Annotated in this window: 16 protein-coding genes; 10 read left to right on the top strand and 6 right to left on the bottom strand. The window is 73.5% G+C overall.

Annotation, left to right across the window (positions count from 1 at the left end; genetic code table 11):
* On the bottom strand, positions 1 to 885 hold an 885-nt coding region (locus AB0I21_RS32615), incomplete at its 3' end, for an Hpt domain-containing protein (RefSeq protein ID WP_360566927.1).
* A gap of 227 nt (positions 886 to 1,112) precedes the next feature.
* Between AB0I21_RS32615 and nhaA the strand changes: the two genes are divergently transcribed.
* The 3 genes from nhaA to AB0I21_RS32600 all read left to right on the top strand — a co-directional run bounded on the left by nhaA (position 1,113) and on the right by AB0I21_RS32600 (position 3,880).
* A complete protein-coding gene (gene nhaA, locus AB0I21_RS32610; protein WP_360566925.1) occupies positions 1,113 to 2,297 on the top strand; it encodes a Na+/H+ antiporter NhaA in 1,185 nt (394 codons plus the stop codon).
* 184 nt (positions 2,298 to 2,481) lie between these two features.
* The gene (locus AB0I21_RS32605) at positions 2,482 to 3,477 is read left to right on the top strand and encodes a sodium:calcium antiporter (protein WP_360566923.1); all 996 of its coding nucleotides are present in this window, start codon (positions 2,482 to 2,484) and stop codon (positions 3,475 to 3,477) included.
* A 34-nt stretch (positions 3,478 to 3,511) separates the two neighbouring features.
* The gene (locus AB0I21_RS32600; RefSeq protein ID WP_344512956.1) at positions 3,512 to 3,880 is read left to right on the top strand and encodes an STAS domain-containing protein; all 369 of its coding nucleotides are present in this window, start codon (positions 3,512 to 3,514) and stop codon (positions 3,878 to 3,880) included.
* A gap of 68 nt (positions 3,881 to 3,948) precedes the next feature.
* Here AB0I21_RS32600 and AB0I21_RS32595 read toward each other — a convergent pair whose 3' ends face one another.
* The 3 genes from AB0I21_RS32595 to AB0I21_RS32585 form a co-directional block, all read right to left on the bottom strand.
* Complete coding sequence (locus tag AB0I21_RS32595; RefSeq protein ID WP_360566921.1) at positions 3,949 to 4,728, bottom strand: hypothetical protein; 780 nt, start codon at positions 4,726 to 4,728, stop codon at positions 3,949 to 3,951.
* 241 nt (positions 4,729 to 4,969) lie between these two features.
* Positions 4,970 to 5,629 (bottom strand): hypothetical protein, encoded by a 660-nt coding sequence (locus AB0I21_RS32590; protein ID WP_344512952.1) that lies wholly within the window; start codon positions 5,627 to 5,629, stop codon positions 4,970 to 4,972.
* Positions 5,630 to 5,749: 120 nt separating this feature from the next.
* The gene (locus tag AB0I21_RS32585; RefSeq protein WP_360566919.1) at positions 5,750 to 7,036 is read right to left on the bottom strand and encodes a citrate synthase; all 1,287 of its coding nucleotides are present in this window, start codon (positions 7,034 to 7,036) and stop codon (positions 5,750 to 5,752) included.
* Between the two features lie 254 nt (positions 7,037 to 7,290).
* On the opposite strand from AB0I21_RS32585, the gene AB0I21_RS32580 reads away from it, so the two are divergent.
* Positions 7,291 to 7,764, top strand: a complete 474-nt coding sequence (locus AB0I21_RS32580; protein WP_360566917.1) for a hypothetical protein — start codon at positions 7,291 to 7,293, stop codon at positions 7,762 to 7,764.
* Entirely contained in the window at positions 7,761 to 8,429 is a 669-nt protein-coding gene (locus AB0I21_RS32575) for a class F sortase (protein WP_360566915.1), read from the top strand. Before AB0I21_RS32580 ends, AB0I21_RS32575 begins: the two co-directional genes overlap by 4 nt.
* Here AB0I21_RS32575 and AB0I21_RS32570 read toward each other — a convergent pair.
* Complete coding sequence (locus AB0I21_RS32570; protein WP_360566913.1) at positions 8,389 to 9,441, bottom strand: hypothetical protein; 1,053 nt, start codon at positions 9,439 to 9,441, stop codon at positions 8,389 to 8,391. The two genes, AB0I21_RS32575 and AB0I21_RS32570, sit on opposite strands and share 41 nt — an antisense overlap.
* Before the next feature lie 332 nt (positions 9,442 to 9,773).
* On the opposite strand from AB0I21_RS32570, the gene ung reads away from it, so the two are divergent.
* From ung to AB0I21_RS32550, 4 genes are all read left to right on the top strand, one after another.
* On the top strand, positions 9,774 to 10,448 hold the full coding sequence (gene ung / locus AB0I21_RS32565) for a uracil-DNA glycosylase (RefSeq protein ID WP_354902959.1): 675 nt from the start codon (positions 9,774 to 9,776) through the stop codon (positions 10,446 to 10,448).
* A gap of 7 nt (positions 10,449 to 10,455) precedes the next feature.
* Positions 10,456 to 12,168 (top strand): DUF5931 domain-containing protein, encoded by a 1,713-nt coding sequence (locus tag AB0I21_RS32560; protein ID WP_360566911.1) that lies wholly within the window; start codon positions 10,456 to 10,458, stop codon positions 12,166 to 12,168.
* Positions 12,169 to 12,334: 166 nt separating this feature from the next.
* Positions 12,335 to 12,463, top strand: a complete 129-nt coding sequence (locus AB0I21_RS32555) for a hypothetical protein (protein ID WP_360566910.1) — start codon at positions 12,335 to 12,337, stop codon at positions 12,461 to 12,463.
* Positions 12,464 to 12,837: 374 nt separating this feature from the next.
* Entirely contained in the window at positions 12,838 to 13,470 is a 633-nt protein-coding gene (locus AB0I21_RS32550) for a response regulator transcription factor (protein WP_360566935.1), read from the top strand.
* Between the two features lie 2 nt (positions 13,471 to 13,472).
* On the opposite strand, the gene AB0I21_RS32545 is transcribed toward AB0I21_RS32550, so the two are convergent.
* Positions 13,473 to 13,772, bottom strand: coding sequence for a hypothetical protein (locus AB0I21_RS32545; RefSeq protein WP_360566908.1), 300 nt, complete (start codon positions 13,770 to 13,772; stop codon positions 13,473 to 13,475).
* A 109-nt stretch (positions 13,773 to 13,881) separates the two neighbouring features.
* Here AB0I21_RS32545 and AB0I21_RS32540 point away from each other — a divergent pair, with 109 nt between their 5' ends.
* Complete coding sequence (locus tag AB0I21_RS32540; protein ID WP_360566907.1) at positions 13,882 to 18,333, top strand: hypothetical protein; 4,452 nt, start codon at positions 13,882 to 13,884, stop codon at positions 18,331 to 18,333.
* Positions 18,334 to 18,341 lie beyond the last annotated feature (8 nt).

The raw sequence follows: 18,341 nt of genomic DNA, 5'->3' as shown, positions 1-18,341 counted from the left end.
CCGGGTCAACACCAACTCCCCCACCAGATTCATCAACTTGTCCAGCAGATCCACATCCACCCGGATCGACTGATCCGCAACACTCCGCTTCGACACCCCCTCCTCGACCGCGACTTCCCCACCGCCCGGTCCACCGGGGGCTGCCGGCTTCGCAACGGACGTCGGCGCGGCGGCGGGGGGCGTGGGGGCCGCGGGGTCCGCCGCGGCGGGGGCAGCGGCGGGAGCGGCCGGCGGAGGCGGCGGCTCGGCGGCAGGCGGCTCGGCGGCGGCAGGGACGGCCGCGGGAGGGACGGCTGGGGCCTGTGGGGCTTGTGAGGCTTGCGGCGCCGGTGGAATGGACACCACGGTGACCGGCTGCACCACGAGCACCTCGGCGGCCGGGGCGGCCGTCACGGGTTCGACGACGTCTCCGCTCACCGCGGCCGCTGGAGCGCTCCCCGGTACATCGGCAGCAGCGGCCGCCTGAGGAGCCGGGGCGGGCGTCGAGGGCGCGGAGCCGTCGGTGATGCAGGCGTTCACCGCGGCGATCACGCCCGAGTCGTCGCCCTCGAGCTCGCGGCCGTGCTCCTCGATCTCCGACAGCAGCCCGCGGACCGTGTCGACCATCCGCAGCAGGGCGTCGGTCGTCGAGGGGGTCATGCCCTGCGCGCCGTCCCTGAGGCGGGACAACAGCGACTCGCCGACGTGGGTCACCTTCTCCAGACGGTTGAACGCCAGGAAACCCGAGGTGCCCTTGATCGTGTGGATCGTCCGGAAGATCGACGACAGGAGCTCGCGCGACCCCGGCGCCGCCTCCAGTGCCACCAGGTCCCGGTCGAGCTGGTCCAGGTTCTCGTGCGACTCCACGAGGAACTCCTGGACGATGTCACCCAACTCGTCGCTCACTGCCACGCTCCCCTTCTCCGACGGCCCAATCGACCGCCGGAGCGGGAACCTGAGAGCAAAACCACGCCCGAACGCCGCGGGACACGTGGCGGGCCGCGACACGGACATGAGGGCCCGGCGGCGGTCCACAGTGGATCGTCGGCCGATGGGGGTACCATTCGCCGCAGGTGTGCCGGGAAGTCTGGTCGGCGGACAGGATGAGTCTGCCCGCTGGAGGAGGCCCCCCGATGGCACGTCGCCCCGTTCGGCGGCTGGACATGCTGCTGGAGTTCCTGCGCCTGGAGACGACCGGCGGCAGGCTGCTGCTCGTGGCGACCGGGCTCGCGCTGCTGTGGGCCAACCTGCCCGGCGGCACGTATGAGTGGTTCTGGTCGCTGCGCCCGCCGTCCTCGGCGCTGCTCGACGCGCTGCACCTGGACCTGCCGCTGGCGGGCTGGGTCACCGACGGGCTGCTGACCGTCTTCTTCTTCGTCGCCGGGCTGGAGGTCAAGCGCGAGCTGACCGTCGGGGAGCTCGCCGGCTGGCGGGCCGCGGCGCTGCCGGTCGTGGCGGCGCTCGGCGGGATGTTCGTGCCGGCGGCCGTCGCGATCGTCGCGTCCGGCGGCGCCGCCTCGCACGACGGGGCGTGGGCGATCCCGGTCGCGACGGACATCGCGTTCGCGCTCGGGGTGCTGGCGCTCGCGGGCTCGGCCCTTCCGTCCGGGGTGCGCGTGCTGCTGCTGTCGCTCGCCGTCATCGACGACCTGGGCGCCATCACGCTCGTCGGGGTGTTGTTCGCGCACGACGTCCGGGTGTGGTGGCTGGCCGCCGGTTTGGCGTTGTGTCTGCTGTACGGGCTGCTGCACCGCCTCCGGTACGCCCCCGCCTGGCTCGTCGTGCCGGTCGCCGCCGGCGCGTGGGTCTGCGTCCAGGGCGGCGGCGTCCACGCCACCGTGACGGGCATCCTGCTCGGGTTGCTGACACCGGTCCGTGCGGCCGCCGCGGACGCCGAGTCGCCCTGTGACCGGCTCCTGCACCGGCTGCATCCCGTCTCGGCCGGCGTGATCGTCCCGGTCTTCGCGCTCGCCGCCGCGGGCATCCCGCTCGCCGCGGCCGGTGACGTCATCGGTGACCCGCTCGCGCGGGGGGCCGCGGCCGGGCTGCTCATCGGCAAACCGATCGGGATCATGCTCGGCGCGTGGCTGGCGGTGCGGGTCGGGCTCGGCGCGCTGCCGCCGTCGGTCCGCTGGGGTGACGTGCTGCCGGTCGCGATGCTCGGCGGGGTCGGCTACACGGTGAGCCTGCTGATCGCCCGCCTGTCGGTGCCCGGCGGCGGCGCCGACACGGCCGCGGCGGCGGTCCTGGGGGCTTCGATCGTCGCGGCGGTCCTGGCCACGGTCCTGGTCCGGTGGCGCGGCAACGCCCGGTCGTGACCGGCCGGAGAAATGGTGAGACCGGCATCCACGGGGGAAGACGCCGGTCTCGATAAAAACGATAAGGCTCACGAGCGCATTCCGCCAGCCGTGCGGGGAGGGATTCCCCCGGAACCGGTTACGGATCGCGGGATCGACAGGGGGAGGTACTGTGTCGGTCCGTTGACCCGGACCTAGGAGACTGATGTCGACGCTGCTCGTCGTCGGGCTCGGCCTGCTCGGGCTGGCGCTGCTGACCGTGGGCGCCGACCAGGCGGTGGTGGGCGCGAGCCGGCTCGCGACGCTGCTGCGGGTCGCGCCGGTCATCGTCGGTGTCGTCGTGATCGGGCTGGGCACCAGCGCCCCCGAGTTCGTGGTGTCCGGCACCGCCGCGGTCCGCGACAACGCGGGCCTGGCGCTGGGCAACCTCGTCGGCTCCAACATCCTCAACGTGACCCTGGTCCTGGGTGTCGTCGCGGTCGTGTCGCCGGTGATGGTGCGCTCGTCGGTGCCGGTGCGGGAGGCGCCGCTGATGGCGGCCGCGGTCGCGGTGTTCGGCGCGTTCGCGCTGGTCGGGCTGAAGTTCGTGGCCGGGCTGCTGCTCGCCGTCCTCAGCGTCGGCGCGCTCGCCCTGCTGGTGCGGCTGTCCCGGGTACAGGACGGGGATCCGCTGCCTGAGGACGTGGCCGCGTTCGTGTCGCCGGTCCGGGCGCGCCGCTGGTGGGTCTTCTGGTCGCCGGGGCCCCGCCGGTGGTGGGTCGAGGCGCTGCGGACCGTCGCCGGGCTCGTCGCGACGCTCGGCGGGGCGCAGCTGCTGGTCGACAACGCGGTCACGCTCGCGCACCGGTGGGGCGTCAGCGACCAGGTCATCGGCTTCACGCTGGTCGCGTTCGGCACGTCGCTGCCGGAGCTGATGACGTCGGTGCAGGCGCAGCGGCGCGGCGAGGGCGACCTCCTCGTCGGCAACCTGTTGGGCAGCAACATCTTCAACAGCCTGATCGGCGGCGCGGTCGTCGGTCTCGCCGCGGGCAGCTCGACGATCGCGCCGTTCGGGTTCGCCGCGGTCACCGCGATGGTGTTCGCCGCGGTCCTCGCGTGGCTGCTGCTGTGGCGGGGCAGCAGGATCACCCGCCCGGAGGCTTGCGTCCTGCTGGCGGCGTACGTGTGTGTCCTGCCACTGCTGATCTCCGCCAACCCGTGAGTTTCCGTTTGGCGGGACTGGGTACGCGACTCGAATGGGCGACGCGATGGTCCGGACACACCGCTCCGGAGACGTACTTGTGGTGGAAGTGTTGGGTCCTCTGGAAGCCGCGACGGTAGGCGCGCTGCGGTCCGTGGTCCTCGACACGATCGACGCCCACCGGCCGGCGGTGCTCACCGTCGACCTGCGGCGCGTCCCGTTCATGGACTCGATCGGCATCGGCACCCTGGTCGCGATCAACAACAAGGCCCGTGACGTCGGCGGCCGGATGGAGGTGCGCAGCCCGTCACCGTTCGTGCACCGTCTCCTGCAGGTCACCGGGCTGACGGAGCTGTTCGGGCTGCCCGACCTTCCGGTCGACGCCCCGGTCTCGGGCGCCGGCCTGATCCTTCCATCGTCCTAGGTCTTTCCGGTTCCGTTTTCCGGCGTCGGTACCGGCGGCGCCGTCCACCTCGATCGCCGTCGTCAGCGTCAGTACCGGTCGACGATGACGCTGGAGACGCCGGCGGTGTTGTCGATCTCGTACCTGTCGGCGGCGGCCGGGTCACCGCTGGAGAACACGGCGCCGCCGGCCACGCCGTCGTGCCGGGTGCCGTCGAGCGTGACGCTGCCGGCGCCGCCGCCGGCGACGACCTTCACGGGCCCGCCCTGCGGCAGGTGGACGCGGAACGTGGAGGCGCCGCCGCTCATCCGCACGGGCACGACGCCCTTCGCGGCGGGCAGGGTCAGCTCGATGCTCGACACGCCCCCCACGTATTCGACGCCGCCGATCTCGCGCAGCCCGCGCAGGTCCGCGGTGTTGCTCGTGGCGCCGGCCGTGAACCGGACCGTCCAGCGGACGGCACGGTTGAGCTCGACGCTGACGACACCCCTGTCGGCCTTGCCGTTTCCCGAGTCCCGCAGCTGCACGCCGACGCGGCCGTCGACGGTGGTCACGCTCGGGACCGTCCGGCCGTCGCCGGGCGTGCTCACCCGCAACAGCGTGTCGCCGAGGTCCGCGACGGTGACCGTGACCGCGGTGGCCCCGCTGAGCAGGTCCAGGGTCGCCGGGTCGCGGCCGGCGACGGGCGCGGTGACGGTGTGCGGCGCGCCGCCGCCCCGGGGATGCTGGACCCGCCAGATGAAGACGGTGACCGCGGCCAGCACCAGGATCGCGAGCAGGATCATCCCGCCGATGAGCCAGACGGTGCGTGGGGACGGCGCGGCGGCGTGGGCGGGGGCCGTGGCGCGGGGGCGGGAGACGGTCACCATGCCGATGTGGTCTCCGCGTCGGTGTGCATCGAAACGCGTCAGCGTCCTACTTCAAGACCGGGGCCGCCGCCACGGGGGAAGCGGCGGCCCCGGCGTCCTTGGGATGCAACGCAATGTACTCCCAACGTGAGCCACTGCACAGCCCCAAACCGTGCCGTCTTCCCGCCTTCCGCGGAACTGTCCTATGTAGAGCGTCCGGCCGCACGCAACCGCACACAATCCCACAGCATCAGCCGATTCCTCAGCGGAGTGCCGCGGCGCGGCGGCCGGCCTCGGCCGGCGTGAGCAGTTCGCCGTCGAGCACGACGGCCCAGAAGGCGGACAGCGGGATCCGCTCGAACAGCGGCGAGCCGAGCCCGTCGAAGACCCGCTCCGGCGCCAGCTTCAGCGACGTGGTCACCACGATCGTGGGGATGCTCTGCGCGAGCGCCAGGGTGCCCTTGATGTTGAGCACCCGGGTGGGGCTGATCGCGTCGGCACCGGCGATGCCGGTCACCGGCAGCAGCCCTTCGGTGCCGGGCGCGTCGACGGTGCCGGCGGGCAGCTGCGCCGCGACGGCCTTCACGAGGGCGCTGCTGGGGGCGGTGCGGGCCCAGCCGCCGCGCTGGTGCAGCAGGCGCGTCGCGGTGGCGACGCTCGCCTCGACGTCGCGGTCGAGCTGCTCGCGGATCGCCCGCAGCGCCGGTCCGGGGTCGTCAGCGTTCGCGGCGCGGGCGATGTGCCACATCGACGCGTACCCGGGCAGCAGGCCCGGCAGGGGCGCCACGACCGCACGCAGCGTGACCGGGTCGTGGACGAACTCGGCGAGGCCGTCGAGGACCTGCCGGGCCACGCCGGTCGCTCCGGACGTACGGTCCTGCACTGCCGCGGTGAGTAGCGGCGACAACGTTGGCGCGCTCATGAAACCGGTCTCCCCTGTCGAAAACGGACAACGACCCCAGATGGACCTCATGTATGAGACAGCCGGGGTCGATCTCCGTCAAGGTACAAACGAGCAAGAACCGGTCGGCGCTGCGGGTCTTTACCGACCAGCAATCGGCGTGTAATCCCGGGCGCCGTAACCGATGTAGACCTGGCGCGGGCGGCCGATCTTGGTCTCCGGGTCGTTGATCATCTCGCGCCACTGGGCGATCCAGCCGGGGAGCCGGCCGAGCGCGAACAGGACGGTGAACATGGTGGTCGGGAAGCCCATCGCCTTGTAGATGAGGCCCGTGTAGAAGTCGACGTTCGGGTACAGCTTGCGGGAGACGAAGTACTCGTCGGAGAGCGCGATCTCCTCGAGCTGCATCGCCAGGTCCAGCAGCGGGTCGGGCTTCGCCATCCGGCCGAGGATCTCCTGCGCGGCCTTCTTCACCAGCGCGGCCCGCGGGTCGTAGTTCTTGTACACACGGTGACCGAACCCCATCAGGCGGGTGCTGGAGTCCTTCTTGTCCTTGACCCGGCTGACGAAGCTCGCGATGTCGCCGCCGTCGTTGTGGATCTGCTGGAGCATCTCCAGGACGGCCTGGTTGGCACCGCCGTGCAGCGGGCCGAAGAGCGCGTTGACGCCGGCGGAGACGGAGGCGAAGAGGTTGGCCTGGCTGGAGCCGACGAGCCGGACCGTGGACGTCGAGCAGTTCTGCTCGTGGTCGGCGTGCAGCAGCAGGAGCATGTCGAGGACCTTGACCGCGACCGGGTCGATCTCGTACGGCGTCGCGGGGACGCCGAACGTCATCCGCAGGAAGTTCTCGACATAACCCAGGGAGTTGTCCGGGTACAGCATCGGCTGGCCGATCGCCTTCTTGTAGGCGTACGACGCGATGGTCGGGACCTTCGCCATCAGGCGGATCGTCGAGATCTCGACCTGCTCCGGGTCGAACGGGTTGAGGCTGTCCTGGTAGAACGTCGACAGCGCGCTCACCGCGGAGGACAGCACCGCCATCGGGTGCGCGTCGCGCGGGAACCCGTCGAAGAAGCGGCGCATCTCCTCGTGCAGCAGCGTGTGGTGCTGGATGCGGCCGGTGAACTCCTCCAGCTGGGCCGGCGTCGGCAGCTCGCCGTGAATGAGCAGGTAGGAGCTCTCCAGGAAGGTCGAGCGCTCGGCGAGCTGCTCGATCGGATAACCCCGGTAGCGCAGGATGCCCTCGTCGCCGTCGATGTAGGTGATCGACGATACGCACGAGGCGGTGTTGACGAACCCGGTGTCGAGCGTGACCTGACCGGTGTCCTTGAGCAGTTTGGAGATCTCGAGACCCTCGGGCCCTTCCGTCGCCTTGCGGGCCGGCAGGTCGAGCTCGCCGTCCGGGTATGTGATCTTGTACTCACTCATGCGCGTCGTTCCCGTCTCGTCCCGCAGTCCGGCTCATGGCCGCGGCCGCCATTGCCCGCGACCGGCGCTTATGGCGCCGACGCGCAGGATTCCAGATGCACCGGCCCCACGGTGAGGCGGGGCGCTCACGTGCGACAGTTCCCACTCGTCAACCTCTTGACCAATCTTCCCACAGCCGTCGCGGACGCACTTCTCAGCGAGTTCCTCCGGCCTGGGTGTTCGGCGGTCACCCCGCTTTGATGGCCAATGGGAGCATGCGAAGAATCCTGCTGTCCGGCGGCGTGATCGCCGGCACGACGGCCGCGCTCGCCCTTCCCGGCGTCGCGTCGGCCGAAGGCGCCGGCTCGGTCACCCCGGACACGGTGAAACCGGGCGGGAGCGTCACCTTCAGCACGGTCTGCCCCGACGGCGTGAAGTCCGCCGACGTCGCCGGCACCGTGCTCGGCCTGGCGGCCCGCATCCCGATGGAGGCGAGCAAGACACCCGGTTCGTTCTCCGTCGCCGTCGACATCCCCGTGTCGATCTCCGCCGGCACGTTCAACGTCAGCATCGACTGCGGGGACGGCAGCTCTTCAGTGGTCAAGCTGATCGTGACGCCCACCGGCGGGGTGCCGACCGGCGGCGGGTCGACCGCGCGGGGCCCCAACCGCTCGCTGATGGCGGTCGGCGGCGGACTGCTGCTGGTCGGTGCCGCCGGGGCGCTGTTCCTGCGACGCCGCACGGTGTGAGGCACCGGCACCGGCCCCGGCACCTGCTCGTCAGGTCCAACGGCACCTGGCGCGGCGGCACCGCCGTGGCCGTCATCACCCTGGCCGTCGCGGGTGTCTCACTCGTCGGCGCCGGCTACGGCGCGGGCCCGCCACCACCCGTCGTGGCGGCCTCCGGTTCGGGCTACGCCGGGATCGCGGGCGCCGCCGTGGCCGCGTCCACCCCGGTCAGGCTGCGCATCGGGGCGATCTCCGTCGAGGCTCCGGTCGAGCGGGTCGACGTCGACCGCGACGGCACACTCATCCCGCCCTCCCTGCGCGAGGCGACGAAGGTCGGCTGGTACGAGCGGGGACCGACGCCCGGCGAGAACGGCAACTCCGTCATCGTCGGGCACGTCGACACCGCCGGCAGCGGGCCCGCGGTGTTCTTCCGGCTCGGCCTGCTCAAACCCGGCGACACGATCGTCGTGGCACGGCGCGACGGCTCGTCGGTCACGTTCGCCGTCGACGGCGTGCGGCTGTACTCCAAGCACGAGTTCCCCGCCGGCCTGGTCTACGGCCCGGCCACCCGTCCCCAGCTGCGGCTGATCACCTGCGGGGGCACGTTCGACCGGGCGACGAGCACCTACTCCGGCAACACCGTGATCACCGCGACGATGGTGTCGTGGCGAGCTGGTCCAGGGTGACGGCGTGGATCCGGCCGGCCGGCACCGACCGCTCCACCAGCATGTTGCGCATGACCCCGACCGCGAGCGGCGAGCCGCACAGGTAGACGTCGTGCGACGTCCACTCGGCGAAGTCCACCACCACCTGCGGCAGGGATCCGCTGAGGTACGGGTGCGCCGGCCCCCTCGCCACCACCGGGTGCACGGTGGCGTGGGCGCAGGCCGCGGCGTGCTCGCGCAGCGACTCCAGGTCGTACAGGTCGTCGCGGGTCGAAACCCCCCAGAACAGGTGGATGACCCGGTCGTCCTGGCGGGCCGCCAGCTCGTCCAGCAGCCCCTTCACCGGGGCGACGTGCACGTCCTCGGCGACGATCAGGATCGCCCGGCCGTGCTGCTCGATGACGAACTCCCCCTCGGCCCGGTGCAGGCGGACCGCGTCGCCGACCCGCGTGCCGTGCACGAGCGCGCCGGTGGCGTCGTCGCCGGGAGTCGCCTGCACGTGCAGCTCGAGCCGGTTGCCGTCGGCCGGCGGGGCGGAGATCCAGCAGGGCCGCCACGCGCCCGGCACCATCGGGTGCTCGATGACGGCGCGCTGCCCCGCCCGGGCCGGGTACGGCAGGTCGGTCGCCAGGCGCAGCACCGCCACGTCGTCGCGGCGCTGGTCGTGGGCGACCACGGTGGCCGTCCAGAACGGGGTGTCCTCCTGCTGCATCGCCTTGGCCTGGCGCAACCAGCCGACGACGAACCGCCAGGCCTCCCGCAGCGTGTCCGGGTCGTCGGTCTGCACCGCCTCGACCAGCGCCGCCTCGAACAGGTCCAGCTGGCGGCTGTGCGGCCCCATCAGCGCGTCGAGCGCCGGGGCCAGCTGCGCGAGCTGCGGCACCACGGCGCTGGGCTGGTCGAAGTGGTCCAGCAGCCACACGAAGCCGCGATCGGCCGCGGCCTGGTCCGCCGCGATCGCGCTGTGCAGGACCGTGCGCCGCTCCTGGGGCACCTCGGCGAGCCGCGCGACGACCGACCGCACGTCGCGCACGCTCTCACGCAGCCGCTGCTGGAGCTGCGCGAGATAGCCCAGATCGCCGGGTTTCGGCCCTTCCGCCGGCGCGTCCTGTGCAAGACTGTCCTTTGGCTGATCTTGGTGACGCCTGGGCCGCGGTGATGCCGCCCGATCCTGGGCGGCCTGCTCCAGCTGGGCCTGTCGCCATGCCCAGAGCACTGTCAACGGTTCGCCGCCATGTCCGACCGGTCCTACGTGCGCCACGCTTCCAGTCTCCCGGGTTCCGCACGGGAACGCGGGGATATGTCGGAATTGGCAACACTTTGCCCAGCTCCAAAATGTCGTACCTCTTTCGTAGAGTGCGGTGCATGTCGTTGGATTTGCTCGAGCTGCTCCCCGCCGGCTGGCGGGACCTGATGAAGCCGCACCTGGATCTCGAGATCGTGCACAAGCTCGAAGCGTTCGTGGAGGCGGAGTATGCGGCCGGCCCCGTCTATCCCCCGCTGCCCGACCTCTTCACCGCCTTCCGGCTCTGCTCCCCGGAGGCCGCGCGGGTGCTGATCCTCGGCCAGGACCCCTACTTCAAGGAGGGCCAGGCTCACGGGCTCAGCTTCTCGGTGCGCCCCGGCGTGTCGATCCCCCCGTCGCTGCGCAACGTCTACAAGGAGCTCCGCGACGACCTCGGCGTCACCCCGCCCACCAACGGTGACCTCACCGGCTGGGCGAGCGACGGCGTCCTGCTGCTCAACGCGGTGCTCACCGTCCGCGCCGGCAAGGCCGCCTCCCACGCCAACAAGGGCTGGGAGCACTTCACCGACGCCGCGATCGCCGCGCTCAACTCGATGCCCCGCCGGGTCGTGTTCGTCCTCTGGGGCGGCTATGCCCGCAAGAAGGCCGTCCTCGTCACCAACCCCCAGCACAAGGTCATCGAGGCCGGCCACCCCAGCCCGATGAACCCCGCCGGTTTCCTGGGCTCGAAGCCCTTCAGCCAGACCGACGCCGCGCTCGTCGAGGCCGGCCTGCCGCCGGTCCGCTGGGTCTGACCCCGCCGTGAAGGCCCTCGAGGGACCGTTGTGGCGGGCGCTGCTGGTCTTCCGCATCGCCGCGCTCGGTTATGCGGCGGTGCTGATGATCGGCAACTTCCGGCACTACTACTGGCCCCTCGGCGGCTGGCTGGTCCTGTCCGTCATGGCCGCCTGGACGGTGGTGAGCAGCCTCGCCTATGCGCGCCCCGAGCGCCGCGGCTGGCCGCTGCTCACCGCCGACCTGGCCGTCACCGCCTGCTGCCTGCTCTCCACCCGCTGGATCGTCCAGCCCGACGGCCTCGGCGTCGGCGCCCCCACCCTGCCGATGGCGTGGGTGGCGAGCCCGGTCGTCGCCTGGGCCATCTCCGGCGGCCGCCGCCGCGGCGCGATCGCCGCCCTGCTGATGAGCGTCGCCGACGTCGTCGTCCGCGACGGCTTCTCCCAGGCCACCGTCAACGGCCCCGTCCTCATGCTGCTGGCCGGCGTCGGCATCGGCCACATCGCGCGCCTCGCGATCGACGCCGAGGCCCGCCTGCAGCGCGCGACCGAGCTCGAGGCCGCGACCCGCGAGCGGGAGCGCCTCGCCCGCGGCATCCACGACTCCGTCCTGCAGGTCCTCGCCCTCCTCCAGCGCCGCGGCGCCGAGCTGGGCGGCGAGGCCGCCGAGCTGGGCCGCCTCGCCGGCGAGCAGGAGGCCACGCTCCGCGCCTTGGTCACGTCCAGCGGTCCCCTCCAGCACTCCACCGGCCGCTCCACACCTGCATCCGGCCGCCGCCCGTTCCGCCTGTCCCGCGCCGCCTCGGTCTCCGCCGCCGGTCCTCCACCCCTCCGGGCCACCCCTCCCCCTGCGACCGCCGCGGTGTCCACGGCTCCGGGCGGCGCGCGGGCAGCCGACGGGTCCGGCAGGTCAGGGGCGAGCGCCACCCGCGGCGCCCCGGGCTTCCTGGCCTGGCGCCGGCGGACGTCACAGCCCGCCAGCTCCCGCGCCGACGCCGACCCGCCTTCCGCGGCCGCTGCTGGTTCCGACGCCACCGCTTCGGGCGGCGCGCAGGCAGCCGACGGTTCTGGCAGGTCAGGGGCGCGCGCCACCCGCGGCGCTGGTGCCCCGGCCCTCCAGGCGCCCCATGGCACCGACGCCCACCCGCCCTCTGCGGCCGCCGCAAGCTCCGGCGCCACCGCGGTTCCCGCCGCTGCGGGCGGTGCGCGGGCAGCCGGCGGTTCCGGCAGGTCGGGGGCGAGCGCCACCCGCGGCGCCGCTGGGTTCCTGAGCTGGCGCCGGCGGGCGTCACGGACCGCCGCGTCCCGTGCCGCCGGCTCCCGTGGCCTGCCCGGCTGGGACGACACCGGGCACGACCTGGTCGACCTGCGCACCCTGCTCGACCGTCACAACGCGACGGGCGTCAGCGTCGCCACCCCCGCCACCGAGGTCCTCCTCCCCGCCCCGGTCGCCGCCGAGGTGGCCGCGGCCGTCGCAGCGGCCGTCGACAACGTCCACCTCCACGCCGGCCCGGCCGCCAAGGCCTGGCTGCTGGTCGAGGAGCTCGACGACACCGTGACCATCACCATCCGCGACAACGGCCCCGGCATCCCCGACGGCCGCCTCGCCGAGGCCGAGGAGGCCGGCCGCCTGGGCGTCGCCCAGTCCATCCGCGGCCGCATCCGCGACCTGGGCGGCACCACCATCGTCACCAGCAGCCCCACCACCGGCACCGAGATCGAGCTCCAAGTCCCCCGCTGACGCCAACCCCGCGTCTGCCAGAACGCTCCCGCCTCCGAACGCGCTGCGTCTGAGTCGCACGCTGGTTCGCGGTTTCCCTGGCGACCCCAAGCCCACAGCCAGTCCAACGTCCGCACCGCAACAACAGACGCAGCGCCGAACTCACACCGCCGAGCAGGCCGGCCGCGTGGACACCACCCAGTCCATCGGCAGCGGCATCCGCAACCTCGGCAGCACCACCATCGTCACCGGCAGCCCCACCGCCGGCACCACGATCGAGCTCCACGCCCCCGCGCTGACGCTCACCCGAACCTGACCCCACCCGCCTCTTGAGCACGCCCCGCTGTTCGCCGTCTATCTGGCGACTTCCAAGTCCGCAGCCCGTCCAGAGTCCGCACCGGAAACAACAGGGCAGCGCCGAACTCACGCTGCCGAGCAGGCCGGCCGTCCGGGTGCCGTCCAGTCCACTCGCGGCCGTATCCGCGACCCTGCGCGGATCATTGTCAGTGTCTGCCTCACTGAATGCCACCTCTGCTATTGCCACCTCGCTGGTGCCGCTGCTGACGGGTGGATCGGTGGTCTCCATGAACCCGGATGATTGTGGCGGTCCTGGGTGGCAGGGAGCGGGCAGTTGGTTCGGTGGCGGGCCGATAGGGTGCTCGTGTGGACGCTGCGGGACGGCTTCGGGTCATGGTGGTGGATGACCATCCGATGTGGCGCGAGGGTGTCGCCCGGGATCTGGCCGAGGCGGGGTACGAGGTCGTCGCCGCGGTCGGGGAAGGGGCGCAGGCGATCCGGATCGCGGGGTCGGTGCGGCCCGACGTCGTGGTGCTCGACCTGCAGCTGCCCGACCTGTCCGGGATGGAGGTCATCCAGGGGCTGCTCGCCTCGTGTCCCGAGGTGCGGATCCTGATGCTGTCGGCGAGCGGCGAGCAGCAGGACGTGCTCGACGCCGTCAAGGCCGGCGCCACCGGATACCTGGTGAAATCCGCGGCGCGGGAGGAGTTCCTCGCGGCGGTGCGCCGGACCGCTGAGGGTGACGCCGTGTTCACGCCGGGGCTGGCGGGGCTGGTGCTCGGCGAGTTCCGGCGGTTGGCCAGCGTGACGCGGGCCGAGGACCCGGACGCGCCGCGGCTGACCGAGCGTGAGACCGAGGTGTTGCGCCTCGTGGCGAAGGGCGTCACGTACAAGGAGATCGCCGAACGACTCGTGCTCTCGCACCGCACGGTGCAGAACCACGTGCAGAACACCCTCGGCAAGTTGCAGTTGCACAGTCGCGTCGACCTCGTGCGGTACGCGATCGAGCGGGGGCTGGACGAGTAGCGTCACACGCCGTAGATGTCCAGCAGGTAGTGGCCGAGGACGGTCTGCGTGCGCAGGTCGAGGACCAGGACCAGAAAAACGTTCGGGGTCTCACAGTTCACCAGGACGTGCTGCAGACCGCCGTTGGGCATCTGCCACGCGTAGTTGACGCTTCCTTCGCTGAAGTCGTGCCCGCCCAGGTCCTCCTCGGGGATCGCGTCGAAGTAGGGCCAGAAGTCGAAGGGCGGCTCGTCGTCCGGGCCGATCTGCCTCGGCTCGGGCTCCATCGTCGCCTTGTACTCAGCCTCGGTGAGCAACCGCATCCAGCCAGCATGCCCCGTCACGCACCGGACAGGAAGATCCTGTTACTCAGACGGGGATGAGTAGGGCACCGGATACCCGCAACCACCTTGCGGCGTCATCCTGATCACCATGACGACGTACCCGTGCCCGTTCTGCGGCGGCCAGGCCGACCTTGACGCCGGCTGCTCCGGCTGTGGTCGCCCGCCGTTCCCTGACGCCGCGGAGGTGGTGCGGCTGGGCGCCCGCGCCGGCGAGCTGCTCGTCGAGGTCGAGGCGGCCCGCGCGGAGCTCGACGAGGCACGCTCCAGGTACCAGGCGGCGGTCCAGCGCCTGAACGCGGTGCGCGCACAGCGCAACATGCTTGCGGCACGGGTCAGCCAGGCGGTGGAGATGGCGCGCCGGGCGCTCTCCGAAGCGGCAGCGGCGTCGGTACGGCCGGCGCCCGCGCCCCCGCAGCCGCCGGTCCGCCCCGTGCTCGTGCCGGGCCCGGGCGGTCCGACGGTCCACGGGCCGGTCGCGGTGCCCCCGGCCGCGGCACCGGCGGCGGAGGCCAGCCCCCGCACGGTGCAGAACCTGCTGTTCATCCTCGGTGGCCTGCTGCTCGGCAGCGCGGCGATCGTGTTCGCGGCCGTCGCCTGGGCGAGCTTCGGGGTGCTGGGCCGGGCCGCGATCCTGGCGACGGTCACGGTCGTCACCCTCGCGGTGCCGCCGCTCGCGCTGGCGCGGGGGCTACGGTCCACGGCCGAGACGTTCGCCGCGCTGGGGCTGCTGCTCGTGCTGCTGGACGGCTACGCCGCCTGGTACGTCAACCTCGCCGGGCTCGCCGACACGACCCGGCCGAGCACGTACACGGGACTGGTCTTCGGGGTGACCGCCGTCGTCGCCGGCGGGTACGCGCTCGCAACCGGCTTGCGGGGTCCCCGCTTCGCGGCCCTCCTCGCGGTGCAGCCGGTGCTGCCGCTGCTGGCGGCCGGCCGGTCCTTCGAGGCGACGGGCTGGACGCTCACGTTCGTCGCGGTGGCGGCGCTCGACGTGCTGCTCGCCCGGACGGTGGAGAAGGCCGCCTGGGTCGGCGCCGGGATCGCGGTCGTGACCGCCGCGCCGCTGGGACTGCTCGCACTGTCCACCGTGGACGGCGTGACCGGCGCGCTCGGCGCCGGCGGGGCGATGCTCGCCCTGGCCGCGGTCATCGTGGCCGCCGGCCTCGCCCACCGGACCACCGCGCACGTCGGCACCGCGGTGGCGGTCGGCATCGTCGCGCTCGTCGCGGTGCGGATCCTCGCGGAGGTGCTGCCGGACCATCGGGCCATCGCATTCGCGTGCGTGCCGGTGCTGCTCGCGCTCGCCGCGACCGTGCTGCCCGCCCGGGTCCGCGCGGGCGCCCGGATCGGCGCGTACGTCGTCGCCGGCACGACCGCGGTCCCCTACGCCTACGCCGCCCTGTTCGCCGCCGGCTCGGCCGTCGACGCGGCCCTGCCCGCCTGGCACGGCCCGGCGTCCACCCTGGCACGGATCTTCTCCTGGCAGGTGGCGGCCGCCCTGGTGCCCGTCGCCGCGGCCGTCTTCGTCCTGACCCGGTCCCGCCTGGTGGTCTGGCCGACGCTGGTGCTGCTCGCGTTGGCCGTCCCGGGCACGTTCGACGCCCCGCTGCCGGTGGTGTCCGTGCTCGACTTCGCGGTCCTGGCGGCCCTCACGGTCACCGCCTTGCGCTGGTCGACCATGCCCACGCCTGCGCCTGTGGTCGGACTCGCCACCCCGTCGCCCGCAACACCCTTGCAGGAGCCGCCGCCCGTCGCCGACCGGGCGCGGATGGCGATTCCGGCCGGGTGGTGGGCGGCGACGGCGCTGCCGGTGGTGGCGGCGCACGCGGTCCTCGTCGGGCTGGACACACCCCTGGCGACGCTGCTCACCATGGCCGGGTTGACGGTGATCTGCGCGGTCTTCGCAGCGCGGAGCGGGTCGGCCAGGTTCGCGGCGCCGGGGATCACCATCGGGCTGGCGGGGTTGCCGCTGCTCGTGGCCGCCGCGGTCCGGCTCGCCACCAACGGTGAGGCGTGGTCGGTGCCGGCGCCGATGTTCGGCGCGGCGGGCGGCCTGGCACTGGCGACGGTCCTGGCCACCGTGGCCCTGGGCAGGTTCGCCCGGACCCGGAACGGAATGGGCACACCGCAGGGCACGCCCGTAGCACCGCACGGCGTGGCCGGCTCGGCGCAGAGCGGGATCAGCACGGCACAGAGCGGGATCAGCACGGCGCAGGGCGAGGTCGGGGCAGCGCAGAGCGGGCTCGGCGCAGTTCAGGGCGCGCCCGAGGCCCCGTTCGGCGGAATCGGTGCGGCGCAGGGGACGTCCGAGGCGCAGCACGGCGGGGTCGGTCCGGCGTACGGCGGAATCGGTGCGGCGCAGGGGACGCCCGGGGTGCAGCACGGCGGGGTCGGTCCGGCGTACGGCGGAATCGGTGCGGCGCAGGGGACGCCCGGGGTGCAGCACGGCGGGGTCGGTCCGGCGTACGGCGGGATCGGTGCGGCGCAGGGTGGGATCGGTGCGGTGCGGGGTGGGATCGGTGCGGTGCAGGGGACGGCCGGGGTGGCGTGGGACGGGTCGGGGGGACTCGGCTGGGCGGGGGTGCTCGGGGTCGCGCTCGGGGGGCTGGGGGTGACGCTGGCCGCGGTCGGGTTGTCGGTGGCCGATGGGGGGCGGTTGCCGTTCGGGGTGTTCGCGGCCGGGGTGGTCCTCGCGGTGTGGTTCGCGGCGACCGGCGCGGCCGGGTGGGGGCGGGTCCGCGACGGGGGTCCTGCCGCGGGAGGAGCGGCGGGCGCATGGCTGGTGACGGCGGTGCTTCCCGGGCTCGTCCCTGCGGCGGTCGTGCTGATCGCGGTGGTGCCGGCGGTGTTCGAGACGTTGGTGCGGCCGTACCGGTGGCTCGGGGCCGTCTGGCAGGGGGCGCCCGGCGGCGTGGGGCTGGATCCGGGCGGGCGTTGGTGGGCCGGGGAGGCGCAGGCGTTCGGGCCGGGGCCTGCCGCGGCGGCACTCGGGCTGGTGGCGGTGCTGGCGGTCCTCGTCGCCCGGCGGACCCGGACGGCCGTGTGGACGCTCGCGGGGGCGCCGCTCACCATGGCCGTTGTCCTGGGGTGCCTGGCCGCCGAGGCGCCGTGGCCGGTGGTGCCCGCGGTGACGCTCGCGGGCGGGCTCGGCACGGCGCTCGCCGCGGCGCTGGTCAGGCCCGGTGCGCGGGCGATGCGGGTGAACGTGGGGGCGTTCACGTGCTGGTTCACGGCCGGGGCCGGGTTCGCCGGGTGTCTCGCGACGAGACCGGCCACCCTTGCCGCTCTGGCGGCGGTCCTGGTGACGGGCGCGGTCGTCGGCGTGGCGGGGCGGACCGCGGCGGCCAGGACGGCCGGCTGGCTGGTCGGTGCGGTCAGCGCCGGCTGGCTGGCGTTCGCCTCGGCCCGCGCGGCGGAGCTGCCGTTGCGATGGGCCGGCTACTGGGTCCTGCTCGCGGCCGCCGCCGTCCTCGCGGCCTCGGTGGTCGTCCGCCGGCTGCGCCCGGCCGCAACCGGCGTGCAGGGCGGCGCCGCACAGGTCGTCCCCGGGCACTACGGCGTCTCACCGACGGCCGCCTCGCAGGGAGCCGCGCAGGCCGAGGCCACGCACGCATGGGCCCCGCCCTCAGGGCCCACGCAGGCAGGAGCCACACAGGCAGGGGTTACGTACGAAGGGGCCACGCAGGCAGGGATCGCGCAGCCGGAAGCAGCGGCGGCAGGAGCAGCCGCAGCCGCCATGCCCACGGGCGCCGCGCAGACGGAAGCCGCGCAAGCGGCACCGGCAGGCGCAGGCGCAGCGGCAGGAGCGGCGCGGGGCGGCTGGACCCAGGGCGGCGTCGGGCAGATCCGGGACGGTCAGGGGCGGAACGCGCGGGCCGGGGAGGGGCTCGTGCTGGAGGTGGTCGCGCACGCCACGGCGGTGGTGGCGTTCCTGCTCACCAGCGGAGACCTCGCCGCGATGGCCGGGATCAGCAGCCTCTGGGGGCTCGCCCTCGGGCTGCGGGCGCTCGCCGGCGGCCCCAGGGTCGCGTTCGCGGGGGTGGCCGGGGCGGCGCAGCTGGTCGCGTACTGGTTGGTGCTGGCCTCGAACGAGGTGGCGCTGCTGGAGGCGTACACGCTGCCGGCGGGCGCGGTCGCGGCGGGCGTCGGCTGGTACGCGGCGCGGAAGCGGGCGGTGGCAGGACAGCGGCCGGTCGGGAGCTGGGTGGCGTTCGGGCCGGCGTTGCTCGCGGCGTTCGGGCCGAGCCTCGCGTCGGTGCTGGTGGTCGAGGGGGAACCCGTGCGGCGGCTGCTGCTCGGGACCGGGGCGCTGGTCGTGGTCGTCGTGGGGGCGGTGCGGCGGCTCCAGGCGCCGGCCGTCACCGGCGGACTGGTGCTGACGGTCGTCGCGTTGCACGAGGTCGCCGTGTACTGGGACCTGCTCCCCCGGTGGGCCCCGCTCGCCGTGGCCGGGCTGGTCCTGGTGGCCCTCGCGACGACGTACGAGCGACGCATCCGCGACGTGCGACGCATCCGCGACGCGGTGACCCGGATGCGCTGAACCCGCCC

The organism is Dactylosporangium sp. NPDC050588 (assembly GCF_040654975.1).
GTDB classification, from domain to species: Bacteria; Actinomycetota; Actinomycetes; order Mycobacteriales; family Micromonosporaceae; genus Dactylosporangium; species Dactylosporangium maewongense.
This window is presented reverse-complemented; position numbering and strand designations above follow the sequence as displayed.